General features: G+C 71.7%; 12 protein-coding genes. 6 read left to right on the forward strand and 6 right to left on the reverse strand.

Annotation, left to right across the window (positions count from 1 at the left end; genetic code table 11):
• Positions 1–102: 102 nt before the first annotated feature.
• Genes ASF49_RS02230 through ASF49_RS02245 form a run of 4 tightly spaced genes read left to right on the forward strand, consistent with a single transcriptional unit; the run spans position 103 to position 6,992 of the window.
• Positions 103–1,107: an AAA family ATPase gene (locus tag ASF49_RS02230; protein ID WP_056466955.1), complete on the forward strand. Its 1,005-nt coding sequence runs from the start codon at positions 103–105 to the stop codon at positions 1,105–1,107.
• Between the two features lie 3 nt (positions 1,108–1,110).
• Entirely contained in the window at positions 1,111–2,046 is a 936-nt protein-coding gene (locus tag ASF49_RS02235; RefSeq protein WP_056466959.1) for a DUF58 domain-containing protein, read from the forward strand.
• A 10-nt stretch (positions 2,047–2,056) separates the two neighbouring features.
• Positions 2,057–4,879 carry a DUF4159 domain-containing protein gene (locus ASF49_RS02240; protein WP_056466963.1) on the forward strand — a complete coding sequence of 941 codons (2,823 nt, stop codon included), beginning with the start codon at positions 2,057–2,059 and terminating at the stop codon, positions 4,877–4,879.
• A 28-nt stretch (positions 4,880–4,907) separates the two neighbouring features.
• The gene (locus tag ASF49_RS02245) at positions 4,908–6,992 is read left to right on the forward strand and encodes a hypothetical protein (RefSeq protein WP_056466968.1); all 2,085 of its coding nucleotides are present in this window, start codon (positions 4,908–4,910) and stop codon (positions 6,990–6,992) included.
• A 4-nt stretch (positions 6,993–6,996) separates the two neighbouring features.
• Here the strand turns inward: ASF49_RS02245 and ASF49_RS02250 are convergent, their stop codons facing one another.
• The 6 genes from ASF49_RS02250 to ASF49_RS22890 all read right to left on the reverse strand — a co-directional run bounded on the left by ASF49_RS02250 (position 6,997) and on the right by ASF49_RS22890 (position 14,396).
• A complete protein-coding gene (locus ASF49_RS02250; RefSeq protein ID WP_056466972.1) occupies positions 6,997–7,887 on the reverse strand; it encodes an alpha/beta fold hydrolase in 891 nt (296 codons plus the stop codon).
• Between the two features lie 43 nt (positions 7,888–7,930).
• A complete protein-coding gene (locus ASF49_RS02255; RefSeq protein WP_056466974.1) occupies positions 7,931–8,434 on the reverse strand; it encodes a GNAT family N-acetyltransferase in 504 nt (167 codons plus the stop codon).
• Positions 8,431–9,534, reverse strand: coding sequence for a microcin C ABC transporter permease YejB (locus tag ASF49_RS02260; protein WP_056466975.1), 1,104 nt, complete (start codon positions 9,532–9,534; stop codon positions 8,431–8,433). The genes ASF49_RS02255 and ASF49_RS02260 overlap by 4 nt, the downstream gene beginning before the upstream one ends.
• 9 nt (positions 9,535–9,543) lie before the next feature.
• A complete protein-coding gene (locus ASF49_RS02265; protein ID WP_056466979.1) occupies positions 9,544–11,415 on the reverse strand; it encodes an extracellular solute-binding protein in 1,872 nt (623 codons plus the stop codon).
• The gene (locus tag ASF49_RS02270; protein ID WP_056466982.1) at positions 11,412–13,295 is read right to left on the reverse strand and encodes an extracellular solute-binding protein; all 1,884 of its coding nucleotides are present in this window, start codon (positions 13,293–13,295) and stop codon (positions 11,412–11,414) included. Before ASF49_RS02270 ends, ASF49_RS02265 begins: the two co-directional genes overlap by 4 nt.
• 222 nt (positions 13,296–13,517) lie before the next feature.
• Positions 13,518–14,396, reverse strand: coding sequence for a c-type cytochrome (locus ASF49_RS22890; RefSeq protein WP_082510750.1), 879 nt, complete (start codon positions 14,394–14,396; stop codon positions 13,518–13,520).
• Positions 14,397–14,721: 325 nt separating this feature from the next.
• Here ASF49_RS22890 and ASF49_RS02280 point away from each other — a divergent pair, with 325 nt between their 5' ends.
• Positions 14,722–15,465 (forward strand): 3-deoxy-manno-octulosonate cytidylyltransferase, encoded by a 744-nt coding sequence (locus ASF49_RS02280; RefSeq protein WP_056466985.1) that lies wholly within the window; start codon positions 14,722–14,724, stop codon positions 15,463–15,465.
• Between the two features lie 25 nt (positions 15,466–15,490).
• The gene (locus ASF49_RS02285; protein ID WP_056466993.1) at positions 15,491–16,348 is read left to right on the forward strand and encodes a prephenate dehydratase; all 858 of its coding nucleotides are present in this window, start codon (positions 15,491–15,493) and stop codon (positions 16,346–16,348) included.
• Positions 16,349–16,462 lie beyond the last annotated feature (114 nt).

The following is a 16,462-nucleotide window of genomic DNA, read 5'->3' on the forward strand; positions in this document are numbered from 1 at the left end:
CACTCCCGGGCAGACGGCCGACGCCAGGCCAGCCCCTCGATGGCGCATTCCCGCCGCGCGCGACCCTCGACGGCCGACGCGGAGAAGCCAGGACCGACACGCATGATTCAGGGCTCCCAGCCGGCCACCACCCTCGATGACGGCATCGTCGCCACGGCGGAAGCCTGTCTCGGTTCGGTGGGGCAGGCCCGCGAGGCGATCCACAAGGTCATCTTCGGCCAGGAGCAGGTCGTCGACCTCGCCCTGGTGACGATCCTGGCCGGCGGCCACGGCCTCCTCGTCGGTCTGCCCGGCCTCGCCAAGACCAAGCTCGTCGAGACCCTCGGCACCGTCCTCGGCCTCGATGCGCGCCGGGTGCAGTTCACGCCGGACCTGATGCCGTCGGACATCCTCGGTACCGAGATCCTCGACGAGGATGCCGATCGCCATCGCTCGTTCCGCTTCGTGAAGGGCCCGGTCTTCACCCAGCTCCTCATGGCGGACGAGATCAACCGCGCCAGCCCGCGCACGCAGTCGGCCCTGCTCCAGGCGATGCAGGAGCACTTCGTGTCGGTGGCGGGCGAGCGCCACGACCTGCCGCGCCCCTTCCACGTGCTGGCCACCCAGAACCCGATCGAGCAGGAGGGCACCTATCCGCTGCCCGAGGCCCAGCTCGACCGCTTCCTGCTGGAGATCGATGTCGGCTACCCCGACCGCGCCGCCGAGCGTCGCATCCTGATCGAGACCACCGGCGTCGACGAGCACAAGCCGCAGGCGGTGATGTCCACCGAGGCGCTGCTCACGGCCCAGCGCCTCGTGCGCCGCCTGCCCGTCGGGGACGCGGTGGTCGATGCGATCCTCGACCTCGTGCGCTCCGCGCGCCCCGAGGGCGGCGACCCCGCGCTCAAGGGCAAGCTCCTCTGGGGCCCGGGTCCCCGCGCCAGCCAGGCGCTGACCCTGGCGGTACGTGCCCGCGCCCTGATCGAGGGCCGCGTCGCCCCCTCCGTCGCCGACGTGAAGGCCCTGGCCGAGCCCGTGCTGAAGCACCGCATGGCGCTGAGCTTCGCCGCCCGCGCGGACGGAGAGACCATCCCGGGCCTCATCGCCCAGCTCGCCGGCAAGCTCTAGGGCATGGCGATTTCCCGGCCCGGCGGCGGCGCCACCCAGGTCCTCGACCGGAGCGCCCGCAATCCCGGACGCCGCGAGACCGAGAGTGCGCTGGCCCTGGCCGAGCGGATGCCGCGGCTGATTCTCGAATCCCGCCGGGTCTCCTCGACGCTGGCCCACGGGATCCACGGCCGCCGTCGTGCCGGGCCGGGCGAGAGCTTCTGGCAGTTCCGGCCGTTCGTCGCCGGCGAGGCCGCCGCCCGCATCGACTGGCGCCGCTCCGCCCGCGACGACCGGCTCTACGTGCGCGAGCGCGAGTGGGAGGCCACCCACAACATCTGGTTCTGGATCGACCGCTCGGCCTCCATGGGCTTCTCCTCGCACCTGGCGCAGGCGCCGAAGGTGGAGCGCGCGCTCGTTCTGGGATTCGCGCTCGCCGACGCCCTGGTGGAGGGCGGCGAGCGCACCGGTCTGCTCGGTCTCACCCGCGCGACCGCCTCGCGCCGCATCGTCGAGACCATGGCCCAGGCCCTCGTCGCCGATGCCAAGGGGCAGGACGACGACGCGCCGCCGCCCGCGACCCCGGGCCGGTTCGACGAGGCCGTGCTGATCAGCGATTTCCTGTCGCCGCCCGAGGCCGTGAAGGCCTCGGTGGATCGGCTGGCCGGCCGGGGTACCCGGGGGCACCTCGTGATGATCGTCGATCCCGTCGAGGAGACGTTTCCGTTCTCCGGACAGGCGGTCCTGCACGACCTCGAGTCGAAGCTCAGCCTCAATGTCGGCGACGCCGGCGCCTGGGGCGAGGCCTACCGGGTGAGAATCGCGGCCCATCGCGACCGCCTCGCGGACATCGCCCGGACCCAGGGCTGGACCCTGACGATCCATCGCACCGACCGTCCGGCGAGCGAGGCGGCCCTGCGCCTGCTGACCCTCGTCGCCGCGGCGCGCGGGACCGGCTGAGGATCGCCGCATGCTCGGACTGCCCCTCACCTTCGCCGCGCCTCTGGCCCTCGCCGCGCTCGTCGCCCTGCCGGCCCTGTGGTTCCTGCTGCGGGTGACCCCGCCGCGCCCGCGCCGCATCGACTTTCCGCCCCTGCGGATCATGGCCGACCTGCTGGGCAAGCGCGAGACGCCGGCGCGGACGCCCCCCTGGCTGCTGATCCTGCGGATTCTCGCCGCCGCCTGCCTGGTCTTGGCGGTGTCCGGCCCAGTCTGGAATCCCTCCGGAACCGGCGCCGTGACCGGGCGCACGCCGCTCCTCGTCGTCCTCGACAACGGCTTCACCGCCGCCCACGACTGGCGCGACCGCCTGCGGGTCGCCACCGACGCGATCGAGGGCGCCGCCCGCGACGGCCGGCCCGTGGCGGTGACCGCCCTGGCAGAGCCGGCGGCCGCCTTCGAATCCAAGGTCCCGGCCGCGGCCCTGGAGCGCCTGAGGGCGATCGCGCCGCGTCCCCATCTCGCCGACCGCGCCGCGCACCTGCCGACGCTCGCCGCCTTTCTCGAGCGCAGCCCGAGCACGGCGATCCTGTGGATCAGCGACGGCGTCGCGGGACCGGGCGAGGACGCTTTCGGCAAGAGCCTCGCCGACCTCGTCGGCCGGACCGGGGCCGCGCTAACCATCCTGAAGGCCGACCGGCCACCGGCGCTCGCGCTCTCGGCCGCGGAGGCCAGCGGCCAGCTCACCGCGCATGTCCTGCGGGCGGCACCGAACGGTCGCGACACCGGTCTCGTGCGCGCCGTCGACCAGAAGGGCCTGCCGCTGGCCGAGCACGCCTTCACCTTCGCGCCCGACGCCACCGAGACCGAGGTCGGCTTCGACCTGCCGGTGGAACTGCGCAACAGCATCAGCCGGATCGAAGTCGCGGCCGAGCGCTCGGCCGGTGCCGTGACCCTGGTCGACGAGCGCGGCAAGCGCCGCCGCGTCGGCCTCGTCTTCGGCGGAACCAGCGATCAGGCCCAGCCGCTGCTGGCGCCCACCTACTATCTCTCGCGCGCCCTCAGCCCCTACGCCGACGTGCAGGAGCCGCGCGGAGCCAAGGGCATCGCGGACTCGATCACGCAGCTCCTCGACAACCAGGTCTCCGTCCTCGTGCTGGCCGATGTCGGCGCCCTCGACGGGCCGACCCTCGCCCGCGTCGAGCAGTTCGTCGACGAGGGCGGCCTCCTGCTGCGCTTCGCCGGACCACGCCTCGCCGCCGGCAACGATCCCCTGGTGCCGGTGCGCCTGCGCCGCGGCGGCCGCACCCTGGGCGGCACCCTCTCCTGGGACAGCCCCAGGACCCTCGCCCCCTTTGCACCCGAGAGCCCCTTCGCCGGACTGACGCCCCCCGCCGATATCGGCGTGCGCCGGCAGATCCTGGCCGAGCCCGACGGCGACCTGCCGGGCCGGACCTGGGCGTCGCTCCAGGACGGGACTCCCATCGTCACGGCGCAGAAGCGCGGCCAGGGCCTCGTCGTGCTCTTCCACGTCACGGCGGACACCACCTGGTCGAACCTGCCTCTGTCGGGCCTGTTCATCGACATGCTGCGCCGGGTGGTGAACCTCGCCGGCGCCAAGACCCTGCCGGCGGGCGATGCCGCCGCACGACCGACCGCCGTGCTCGCGCCGCGCCTCACCCTGGACGGGTTCGGCGCCCTCGGAGCGCCGCCGGCCGGTGCCACCGCGGTCTCCGCCGATACCGGCGACCGCGCCACCCTGGAGCACCCGCCGGGCTTCTACGGACCGGCCGATGGCGGCATCGCGGTCAACGCCCTCGGGGTGACCGATCGGCTGAAGCCCCTCGACTTCGCGGCCCTGTCCGGTGCCCGCCTCGGCTCGCTCGCCGGTGCCGAGACCCTCGACCTGCGCGCCACCCTCTTCACCCTGGCCCTGATGCTCCTCATCCTCGACACCCTCGCGGGCCTCTGGCTCGGCGGCTTCCTCCGGCGCGCGCGGGGCTTCGTTTCGCGCCCGGCCGCGATCCTCCTGGCCGGCCTCGCCCTCGCTGCGCCCCTGGTCGGCGCACCCCAGCCGGTGCAGGCCCAATCGGCCGCCCCGGCCCGTGCGGGCGCCTTCGACTCGGCCCTGGCGACCCGGCTCGCCTACGTGGTGACCGGCGACGAGGCGGCGGACACCGCGAGCCGGGCCGGCCTCTCCGGCCTGACCCAGATGCTGGCGAGCCGCACCGCCCTGGAGCCCGGCGACCCGATCGGGATCGACCCCGCCAAGGACGAGCTCGCCTTCTATCCGCTGATCTACTGGCCCATCGTCGCCGGGCGGCCGCAGCCGAGCGAGACCGCGATCCGGCGCATCGACGCCTTCATGCGCAACGGCGGCACCGTGATCTTCGACACCCGCGACGCGCTGACCGCGCGGCCGGGCGGCCCGCCGACGCCCGAGGGGGCCTATCTGCGCAAGATGCTGGCGACTCTGGAAGTGCCCGAGCTCGAGCCGGTGCCGCCGGACCACGTGCTGACCAAGGCCTTCTACCTCGTGGACAACTTCCCCGGCCGCTACGCCACCGGCCAGACCTGGGTCGAGACCCTGCCGCCGGCCGGGGAGGGCTCCGAGCGCCGTCCGGCCCGGGCCGGCGACGGCGTCTCGCCCATCGTCATCACCAGCAACGACCTCGCCGCCGCCTGGGCCGTGGGCAAGCGCGGCGAGCCCCTCTACCCCATCGTCGGCGGCGACCAGCGTCAGCGCGAGATGGCTTTCCGCGGCGGCATCAACTTCGTGATCTACACGCTCACCGGCAACTACAAGGCTGATCAGGTCCACGTCCCGGCGCTGCTGGAGCGGTTGGGCCAGTGACGTACCCTGCACCGGAGGCCCCGCGCCCATGCTGAGCCTCAGCTTCACCCCCCTGGTGCCCTGGCCGGTGCTGATCGGCCTGGGAATCCTCGTCGCGGTCTTCGCCGGGTTGGCCTTCCTCGCCCGGGGGAGCACCGCGATCCTACGGGCGCTCGCCCTCGCCCTGGTCCTCCTGGCGATCGCGAATCCGTCCCTCGTACGCGAGGACCGCGAGCCGGTGAAGGACATCGCCGCGATCGTGGTCGACCGCTCGGGCTCGCAGGCGCTCGGCGACCGTCCGGCCATGACCGACGCCGTCCGCGCCGAGCTGCAGCGCCGCTTCGGAGCCCTGACCAACATCGAGCCGCGCTTCATCGACGTGCCCGACGCCAAGGAGGGCGACGAGGGCACCCGGCTGTTCACCGCCCTGTCGCAGGCGCTGGCCGACGTGCCGGCCGAGCGGCTGGCGGGCGTCGTCATGCTGACCGACGGCGTCGTGCACGACATCCCGGCCTCGGTGGCGGCCCTGGGGCTCAAAGGCCCGCTTCACGTCCTGGTCACCGGCCATTCGGACGAGCGCGACCGGCAGATCAAGCTCATCGAGGCGCCGCGCTTCGGCATCGTTGGGCGCGACCTCACCATCCGGGCCGAGGTGATGGAGCGCGGCGGCACAGGCAGCGCCACCGTCACCGTGCGCCGCGACGGCGAGGAGGTCGGCCGCCGGACCTTCCCGACTGGGCAGCCCTTCTCCCTGACCATGCGGATCGAGCACGGCGGTCCGAACGTGGTCGAGATCGAGGTGGAGCCCCTGCCGGGCGAACTCACCACCATCAACAACCGTGCGGTCCTGCCCATCGAGGGGATCCGCGAGAAGCTGCGGGTGCTGCTGGTCTCGGGCGAGCCGCACCAGGGCGAGCGGACCTGGCGCAACCTCCTGAAGTCCGATGCCAACGTCGACCTCGTCCACTTCACCATCCTGCGCCCGCCGGAGAAGCAGGACGGCACGCCGATCTCCGAACTCTCCTTGATCGCTTTTCCGACACGCGAGCTGTTCGTTCAGAAGATCAAGGATTTCGACCTGATCATCTTCGACCGCTACGCCAACCAGAGCGTGCTGCCCTCGGCCTATTTCGACAACATCGTCCGCTACGTCCGCGAGGGCGGCGCCCTGCTGATCGCGGCCGGCCCCGAATTCGCCTCGCCCACCAGCCTGTCGCGCACGCGCCTGGCCGCGATCCTGCCCGGCGAGCCCAATGGGCGCGTGGTCGAGCAGCCATACAAGGCGGCCCTCACGGGCGTCGGCAACCGCCACCCCGTCACCCGGGCGCTGCCCGGGTCCGAGGCCTCGCCGCCGGCCTGGGGCGACTGGCTGCGCATCGTCTCCGCCCAGGTGAAGCCCGGCATCCAGCCGATCCTGCAGGGGCCGAACGCCTTGCCGCTGCTCGCCCTGTCGCGCGAGGAGAAGGGCCGGGTGGCTTTGCTGCTGTCCGATCACGCCTGGCTCTGGGCCCGCGGCTATCAGGAGGGCGGCCCCTATCTCGACCTGCTGCGCCGGCTCGGGCACTGGCTCATGAAGGAGCCGGCCCTGGAGGAGGAGGCCCTGCGGGCGCAGACCACCGGTCATGGTCGCGAGGTCCGCGTCGAGCGCCAGACCATGGCCGACACTGTGGAGCCCGTCACCGTCACGGGTCCCACCGGCAGCCAGCGCACCCTGACCCTCGCGCAGAGCGAGCCGGGTCTGTTCGCGGCGACCTTCGAGGCGACCGAACTCGGCCTGCACACCCTGCGCTCGGGCAGCCTCGTCGCCTTCGTCAGCGTCGGTCCGCCGAACCCGCGCGAACTCGCCGACGTCTTCAGCGACACCGAGCGCCTGAAGGCCCTGGCCGAGGGCACGGGCGGCTCCATCCGCCGGGTCGCCGAGGCCGGCGGCGGCACCGTGGTGCCGCGCCTCCAATCCGTCCGCAGCGGCCGACTCGCCGGCGCCGACTGGATCGGCTTCCGCCCGAGCGACAGCGCCAACATCCGCGGCGTCGAGGTCTATCCCCTGGCCCTCGGCCTGTGGGCTCTGGCTGCCCTGGCGGCCGCCGTGCTGGCGATGTGGCTCGTCGAAGGGCGGCGCGGCCGGGCGGCCTGAGGGCTCACCCCGGCAGCCGCCCGAAGAACCGCGCGATCTCGGCGGCCGCCCGATCCGGATCCTCCCGATGCGGGAAGTGGCCGACTCCCTTCAGTTCGGCGAGGTCGAGGTCCGAGAAGGTCTCGCCGAGGCGGTCGGTCCAGGCGAAGGGGAACAGCGGGTCGGAATCGCCCCAGCGGATGCAGGTCGGGAGGGTGACCGGCGGCAGGCGCGGGGCCTCGCCCCGGATCATGGCGAGACGTCCGGCCTGCGCGCTGACGTACCAGTTGAAGCCGCCCTGCAGGTTGCCCGGGGCCAGGAAATTGTCGACGAAGGCCTCCAGCACGTCGTCGAAGGCGGCCGGGTTGCCGCCGGCCCAGTGGCGCAGGAAGTGGCCGATATAGAGCCGGCAGCCCTCGCGCGAGGCGCCGACCTGCGCCGCCGCGAACGGCTTGACGTGGTAGGACTGGTACCAGATCTCGGCCAGCATCTCCGGGGCGGCGAGGCGCGGGCCGATGCCCGGATACGGACAGTCGAAGGCGAAGAGCCCGCTCAACCGCTCCGGTACCGTCCGCCCGAGGACCTGGAGCACATAGGCCCCGACATCGTGGCCGACGATGCCGACCCGGGCCAGGCCGAGGGCATCCAGCAGTGCGACGACGTCGGCGGCATGGACGTCGGCGCCGGCGGCGTCGGAAGGTCGAAGGTCGGGCTTCTCGCTGGCGCCGAAGCCGCGCAGGTCCGGTGCGATCAGTTCGAAGCGGTCGGCGAGGCGCCGCATCACCGGCTCCCAGGTCAGCCAGAATTCTGGCCAGCCGTGCAGCAGCACCAGGGGGCGGCCGCGCCCGAGCCGTGCCACGTGGAGCGCGACGCCATTGGCCGTGATCGTGTCGTGCCGGATCGCCGAATCGTCCATCGGGTGTGGTCCCTGCCGGCGCCGGGTCGGCGCCTCCGGCGGTTCAACGCCGGCGCAGGGCGGTGACGTTCCCCGTGACCGTCGCGGCCGCGCCGGCCGTCAACTCGCGCCAGAGGAAGCGGGCCGGGTCGACGGGGGAGGGCGGTACGAGGCGTCCGGGCGGGATCGGCGAGAAGCCGAAGCGCCCGTAATAGGGCGCGTCTCCGATGAGGATGACGAGGCCGTGGCCGGCGGCGGCCGCCGCGTCGAGGCAGGCCGTCATCAGGGCGGCGCCGATGCCGCGGCCCTCGAAGCTCGGATCGACGGTGAGCGGTCCGAGCACCAGCAGAGGCCCACCGGCCTCGGCCGGCCCCACCCGCACCGACCCCACGAGATAGGTCGCCACCAGGGCGGTGAAGCAGAGCTCGGCCACCGGCACCGTGCCCTCGCGCAGGCGATAGGCGGTGCGGGCGAAGCGGCCGGGGCCGAAGGCGCGGGCATGGAGCCGCTCGATGGCCTCGGCGTCGCCCGCGTGCTCGTGGCGGATGACCAGGGGAAGGGCGGTCACGTCGCCCGGGCCGAGAAGTCGATGCGCGGGTCGATCCAGGTGTAGATCAGGTCGGAGAGCAGGTTCACCGCCAGCCCGAGCAGGGAGAAGATGTACAGGGTCGCGAACACCACGGGGTAGTCGCGCCCGACGATGGAGGTGAAGGACAGGAGCCCGAGCCCGTCGAGGGAAAAGATCGTCTCGATCAGCAGCGATCCGGTGAAGAAGGCCGAGATGAAGGCCGCCGGAAAGCCCGCGATGACGATCAGCATGGCGTTGCGGAAGACGTGGCCGTAGAGCACCCGGCGCTCGGAGAGGCCCTTCATCCGGGCCGTGAGCACGTATTGCTTGCGGATCTCGTCGAGGAAGGAATTCTTGGTCAGCAGCGTCGAGGTCGCGAAGGCGCCGAGGACCAGGGCCGCCAGCGGAAGGGTCATGTGCCAGGCATAGTCGACGACCTTGCCCCAGAGGCTGAGGGAGTCGAAGTTCTCGCTGGTCAGGCCCCGGATCGGGAAGATCTGCACGAAGGAGCCGCCGGCGAACAGGATGATCAGCGCGATGCCGAACAGGAAGCTCGGAATCGCGTAGCCGATGATGACCACGGTCGAGGTCCAGAGATCGAAGCGCGAGCCGTCATGCACCGCCTTGCGGATGCCCAGCGGAATCGAGATCGCGTAGGAGATCAGCGTCATCCAGAGGCCGAGCGAGATCGACACCGGCAGCCGCTCGCGGATCAGCTGCAGGACGGAAACATCGCGGAAATAGCTGTTGCCGAAATCGAACCGGACATAGTCCCAGATCATCTTGGCGAAGCGCTCGGGGGCCGGCTTGTCGAAGCCGAACTGCTGCTCGAGCTTCTTGATGAAGGCGGGGTCCAGCCCCTGCGCTCCGCGGTAGCGGGCATTGGCCTCCCCGCCGCCTCCGCTGCGTGCGACGCCGCCGAGGTCGCCGGCTCCGCCGGTCACCCGCGACAGGCTGCCCTCGTTCTGGCCTTGGAGCTGCGCCAGCACCCGTTCCACGGGGCCGCCGGGGGCGAACTGCACGATGACGAAGGTGATCAGCATGATCCCGAAGATCGTCGGGACCATGAGCGCGATACGGCGCAGGATGTAGCCGAGCACGGGTGTCTCTCAGGTTCGGCCGATGCGGCGGGCCTTGGCGGCATCGTACCACCAGACGCTCGGCACACCGAGATCGTAGGTCGGCCCCCTGGCCGGGCGGCCATAGACGTCCCAGAGGGCCAGCCGGTGATCGGCCTTGTACCACATGGGCACCCAGTAGCGGCCGGCCCGCAGGACCCGGTCGAGGGCGCGCGCCGCGTGAACCATGTCGGCGCGGGACGTCGCCTCGGTCACCTTCTCGATCAGCGCGTCGATGGCGGGGCTCGCGATGCCCGCGAGGTTGTTCGAGCCGGGCGTGCCGGCACTGCGGGAGCCGTAGGCCTCGCGCAGTTCCGGGCCGGGCGTGAGGCCGCTGCCAAAGCGGCGGGCGGTGAGGTCGAAGTCGAAGTCCTTGACCCGGGCCTGGTACTGCGACGGATCGACCAGCCGGATGCTGGCGCGGATGCCGATCAGCCCGAGATTGCGGATGAAGGGCTGCGTCACCGGCTGGAACACCGGGTCGTTGTCGAGGAACTCGATCTCCAACGGCTTGCCGGAGGGGAGCCGGACGACGCCGCCGTCGCGGGTGCAGCCGGCTTCGCGGAGCAGGGCCACGGCGCGGCTGAGCAGGGCGCGGTCCTGGCCCGAGCCGTCGGAACTCGGCGGGCTCCAGGCCTCGCCGAAGACCTCCGCCGGCAGGTCGCCGCGCAGGGGGTCGAGGAGGGCGAGCTCCTCCGGCGCGGGACGGCCCGTCGCCTTCAGGTCCGAATTCTCGAAGTAGGAGGCCGTGCGGATGTAGGCGCCGTACATCAGGTTGGCGTTCGACCAGTTGAAGTCGAAGCACAGGCCGATCGCCTCGCGCAGCCGGGGATCGCGGAAGGCCTCGCGCCGGGTGTTCATCCACCAGCCCTGGGTGCCGGAGGGACGGGCATCGGGCACCACCTCCTTGCGGACGCGGCCCTCCTGCACGGCGGGGAAGTCGTAGCCCGTGGCCCAGACCCGCGCGGTGAACTCCTCGCGGAAGGTGAAGGCACCGCCCTTGAAGGCCTCGAACGCCACCTGGCGGTCACGGAAATACTCGTACCGGATGGCGTCGAAGTTGTTCTGGCCGACATTCACCGGCAGCTCGGCGCCCCAGTAATCCTTCACCCGCTCCAGCTCGATGAAGCGGCCCGCCTCCAGGCGCCCGACCTGGTAGGGACCGGAGCCGAGGGGCGGCTCCAGGGAGGAGGCCTCGAATTCGTGCGTGGCGTAGTAGGCGGCCGAGAACACCGGCAGGCTCGCCACGAAGAGGGGCAGGTCGCGGCTGCGGCCGGGCGCGAAGCGCAGCGTCACCGTGGCGTCGTCCTCCGCCACCGCCTCGGTCAGGTCGCGGATCACCTGCGAGATCTCGGGGTGGCCCTTCTCCTTGAGGAGGCGCATCGACGCCGCCACGTCGTGGGCGGTGAGGCGCGAGCCGTCGTGGAAGCGGGCCTGCGGCCGCAGGCCGAAGCGGTAGGACAGCCCATCCTCGGAGATCTCGACCGAGCGGGCGAGGAGGCCGTAGAGCGCGTCCGGCTCGTCGAGGGCGCGCACCATCAGCGAGTCGAAGGTCAGGTTCATGCCGGCGGCGCCGTCGCCGCGCAGGACGTAGATGTTCAGGGTGTTGAAGGTGTCGGACGCCTGGTTGCCCAGGGTGGAGGCGAGCTGCGCCGAAAAGCGACCCCCTCGCGGCGCATCCGGATTGACGTAGTCGAAGTTCGGGAAGTCGGGCGGGTACTTCAGGTCCCCGAAGCTCGACAGGCCGTGGCTGCTGCGGGCCGCCGCCCGGGCGGGGGCGGGGGCGGGGGCGGGCAGGACCAGGGTCGCACCGAGAGCGCCGGCGCCCGCGACGACGGCGCGCCGGGTCGGGCCGGCGCTCAACGCGGCGCCCCGGTCTTGGCGGCCAGGGTCTCGTCGTACCACCAGGTCGCGGGGAAGCCCGAGCTGCCGTATTTCGGCAGCACCTCCGGATGCCCGAAGCGGTTCCAGCGCAGGGTGCGCGAGACGTTCGAGCCCCATTGCGGCACGACGAAGTCGTGGGCCAGCAGCACCCGGTCGAGGGCGTGCGTCGCCGCCAGCGCGCCGGGGCGGTCCTTGGCGAAGATCACCTTCTCGATCAGGGCGTCGATGGCCGGATCCTTGATGCCGATGAGGTTGCGCGAGCCGGCCTTGTCGGCCGAGGCCGAGCCCCAGTACTCGCGCTGCTCGTTGCCCGGCGAGAGGGATTCCGGCCACGAGCTCGTGGTGATGTCGAAGTCGAAGGCCCGCAGGCGGTTCTGGTACTGGGCCTGGTCGATGACGCGCAGGGAGCTGTTGATGCCGATGAGCTTCAACTGCGCCGCGTAGGGCAGCACCACCCGCTCGAACACGCTCTGGAATTCGAGGAACTCGACGGTGAGGGGCTCGCCGCTCTTCACGTCGGTCATCTGGCCGTTGCGAAGTTCGTAGCCGGCCTGCTTCAGGAGACCGACGGCCTCGCGCAGGTTGGCGCGCACCGCGTCCGGCGTGCCGTTGACGGGGTTCGCGTAGGGCGTGGTGAAGACGGAAGGAGGGACCTTGTCCTTCACGGCTTCGAGGATCGCCAGCTCGTCACCCTGCGGCAGCCCGGACGAGGCCAGCTCCGAGCCGAAGTAGTAGGAATCGATGCGCTTGTAGAGGCCGAAGAACAGCGACCGGTTCATCTCCTCGAAGTTCATCGCCAGGTTGAAGGCCCGGCGCACGCGCGGATCGGCGAACTTCGCCCGGCGGGTGTTGAGGACGAAGGCCTGCATGTTGCCGTTGCCGCGATCGGGGAACTCCTCCTTGATCAGGCGGCCCTCCTTCACGGCGGGAAAATTGTCGTAGGCCGTGGCCCAGTTGCGCGCCACGTTCTCGGTCCGGAAGTCGAACAGGTCGCCCTTCAGCGCCTCGATCAGCACCGTCGCATCGCGGAAATACTCGTTGCGCATGGTGCCGAAGTTGTTGCGGCCGACATTCACCGGCAGGTCCTTGCCCCAGTAATCCGCCACCCGCTCGTAGGTGGCGCTGCGGCCGGCCTCGAACTTCGCCAGGCGGTAGGGACCCGAGCCGAGGGGGATCTCCAGGGTGGTCTGGGTCACGTCGCGCGGACGCCCCTGCGCGTCCGTGCCGGTCCACCAGTGCTTGGGCAGCACGCGCAACTGGCCGAGGACCTGCGGAAGTTCGCGGTTGCCGGCCTCGGAGAAGGTGAAGGTCACCTCCCGCGGGCCCGTGACGGCGGCCTTGGTCACGGTCTGGTAATAGGCCGAGTAGAACGGGCTGTTCGCCTTCAGGACATCGAAGGACCAGACCACGTCCTCGGGCGTCACCGGCCGGCCGTCGTGCCAGCGCGCGCCCTCGCGCAGGCGGTAGGACACCGCCGAGAGGTCGTCGGCGAGGCGCACGCCGTCGGCGAGGAGGCCGTAGGAGGTGAAGGGTTCGTCAGCCGATTCCGTCATAAGGGTATCGTAGATCTGGACGATCCCGCCCTCGAGATCGCCCTTCAGGCCCGACACCACGTAGTTGAAGTTGTCGAAGCCGCCCTGGGCGCCGAGGCGCACGAGGCCGCCCTTCGGCGCGTTCGGGTCGGCATAGTCGAAATGCTTGAAGTCGGGGCCGTATTTCGGCGCGCCCATCAGCGTGATCGCGGGCATCCAGGCGCCGTTCGGCGCGGCGGGTTCCGGATCGGGGGCGGCCCGGGCGGGCAGGCCACAGGCCAGGAAGGCGAGGGCGGCGACGAGGCGTCCGATCAGGGCAATTCGCATCACTGGCAGGCGGTCTCCGGATTCCGGGGTCGCGGTTCCGCCGCCGCACCGGCGACGGCAGGCGGGTGTTCTAGGACGGACCAGCCGCGAACGCCAAGCGGGCGCGTGCGCGCAGGAACCTCAACGCGTAGGCCTGCCCTCGGTCCCGACGAACGAAGAAGGCCGGGCGATGCCCGGCCTTCTTCGCTCATGAAAGGACGGTGTCCCCGCCGGAAGCCCGGCTCACTGTTGGGCCGGCTTCTCGGCCGGCTTGGTCGCGGCCGGGGCGGGCGGCGCGGCGGGAGCCGCCTGGACCGGGGTGTCGTCGGCGGGCTTCGCCGACGCCGGCTTGTTCGCCTCCTCACCCGCGACGGTGGGCTTGGCGGCCGTGGCCGGATTGGCGACCTCGGGTTTCTGGTCCTCGGCCGGCTTCGATGCGTCGGCCGGCTTCTGCGTCTCCTCGCGACGCTTTTCGGCCGCCGGCTTCGCGTCGGGCGCGGGCTTGGCATCGGCGGGCTTGGCATCCCCGGCCTTGGCGGCGGCCGGCTGGGCCTCGGCCGGCTTGTCGCCTTCGGCCTTCTTCTCAGCCGCCGGCAGCGGGTGCGGGGTGTCGGCGAGGCTGCGCAGGTAGAGGATGACGTCGGCCCGCTCGGTCGGCGAGGTGATGCCCGCGAAGGCCATCTTGGTGCCGGGGACGTAGCCCTTCGGGTTCGCCAGGAAGTGGTCGAGCTCGTCGTAGGTCCAGGTCCCGCCCTTCTCCTTCAGCGCGGCCGAGTACTCGAAGCCGGGCTCGTGGGCGCGCTGGCGGTCGACGACGCCCCAGAGATGCGGGCCGACCTTGTTCGGGCCGCCCTTCTCGAAGCTGTGGCAGGAGGCGCACTTCTTGGCCGCGGACTGGCCCTTGTCGACGGTGGCGCTGGCCAGACGGATCGGCAGAGGCTCGGCCTTCGCCTCGGGGGCGGCGCCACCGGCTGCCTTCGGCTGCGGCTCGGGCAGGGCATAGCCCGCACCGCCCGCGGGCTTGGGATGATAGATCAGCTCGGCGACGAAGCCCGACCCCACGGCGAACAGCAGCGCGCCGAGCGCGGCACCCGCAACCTTGTTCAGCTCGAAAGAGTCCATTCTCGACAACTCCGGTGCGGCCGGCCTGAGGGGGGAGAATTCAGGGCGAAGTCCAGCGCGTACCTGTGCCGGACTTTGGAAACGGTCGAGGGTGCTTAGCCGCTGAAGCCCGACCTTGACAATGGTCCCGTCGCGCTTCGCGTAGTCGCAGAGCGGCGGGTGTCGCCGCCATCCCTCACTTCTTCAGACGCGAGCGGGCCGATCCGGTTCCCGCTTGGCGGACAAGTGCCAGGGACCCGAGCCGGCAAGGCCGCGCCCTGGCGCGCATGACAACCCGTGGCGCCGCTGTTAAGCACCTGCCCCAGCCGGAGCAGGGCCCAGACCGATGTCCGATCCCATCGTCCTCATTCCCGCGCGCATGGCCGCGACCCGCCTGCCGAACAAGCCGATGGCCGATCTCGCCGGGGAGCCGATGATCGTGCACGTCTGGCGCCGGGCCGTGGAGGCCGGCATCGGGCCGGTCGTGGTGGCCACGGACACGCCGGCCATCATCGAGACGATCGAGGCCGTCGGCGGCCTCGCGGTGCTGACCCGGGCCGATCATCCGTCCGGCTCGGATCGCCTGGCGGAGGCCCTGGAGATCATCGATCCGCAGGGCAACCACGACGTCGTGGTCAACGTCCAGGGCGACCTGCCGACCATCGACCCGGGCATCATCGGCGCCGCGATCCTGCCCCTGGCCGACCGCACGGTCGACATCGCCACCCTCTGCGCCGTCATCACCGAGGAGTCGGAGCGGCGCGACCCCAACGTGGTCAAGCTCGTCGGCCACGCGGTGGGCACCCGCCGCCTGCGCGCGCTCTACTTCACCCGCGCCGAGGCGCCCTGGGGCGAGGGGCCGCTCTACCATCACATCGGCCTCTACGCCTATCGCCGGAAGGCGCTGGCCCGATTCATGGCCCTGCCGCCCGGCGAACTCGAGACCCGCGAGAAGCTGGAGCAGCTCCGGGCGCTCGAGGCCGGGATGCGCATCGACGCCATCGTCGTCGACGACCTGCCGCTGGGCGTCGACACCCCCGCCGACCTGGAACGCGCCCGCGCCATCCTGTCGGCCCGCCGCCTGAACTGAAGCGCCTCGGAAAGACCAGCCCGCCATGCCCCAGCACATCGTCTCCTACCAGGGCGAGCCCGGCGCGAACTCCCACATCATCTGCGCCCAGGCCTACCCGGACTGGACGCCGCTGCCGTGCCCGACCTTCGAGGACGCCTTCGCGGCCGTGAAGGAAGGCCGCGCCACGCGGGCGATGATCCCGATCGAGAACTCGATCGCGGGCCGGGTGGCGGACATCCACCACCTGATCCCGACCTCGGGCCTGCACATCGTGGCCGAGCACTTCCTGCCGATCCATTTCCAGCTGATGGTCCTGCCCGGCACCCCGGTCGAACAGATCCGGACGGTGCACAGCCACGTCCACGCCCTCGGGCAGTGCCGCAAGATCATCCGACGCCTCGGCGTCCGCCCGATCGTCGCCGGCGACACCGCCGGCGCGGCCCGCGAGGTGGCGGAGGCGGGCGATCCCACCCGGGGCGCCCTGGCCCCCGCCCTGGCTGCGGAGGTCTACGGCCTCGACATCCTAGAGCGCGACGTCGAGGACGAGAGCCACAACACGACCCGCTTCGTGGTGTTCTCGCCCGACCCCGAGCCGGTCTCGCCCGAGGCCGGTCCGATGGTGACCAGCTTCGTCTTCCGGGTCCGCAACATCCCGGCGGCCCTCTACAAGGCGCTCGGCGGCTTCGCCACGAACGGCGTCAACATGTCGAAACTCGAGAGCTACATGGTCGACGGCCAGTTCGTCGCGACCCAGTTCTATGCCGAGGTGGACGGCCATCCGGAGGAGCCCGGCCTCGCCCGGGCCCTCGCCGAACTCGGCTACTTCTCGCGGGAATTGCGGATCATCGGCACCTACCCGGCCCATCCCTACCGCGAGGCGAGCCGCATCGCGGCAGAGTAGGGCCGGCCTCACCGCCGGGCGCGTCCCGACGGCGACGGGATCGCCCGCAGCGGCCGCGCCGCCGAGCGCCGGATCCGACGCCGGCGATGCCGCCTCCGCCCGAATCCGCCGGGC

The sequence above is a fragment of the Methylobacterium sp. Leaf104 genome, assembly GCF_001422885.1.
Lineage (GTDB): Bacteria > Pseudomonadota > Alphaproteobacteria > Rhizobiales > Beijerinckiaceae > Methylobacterium.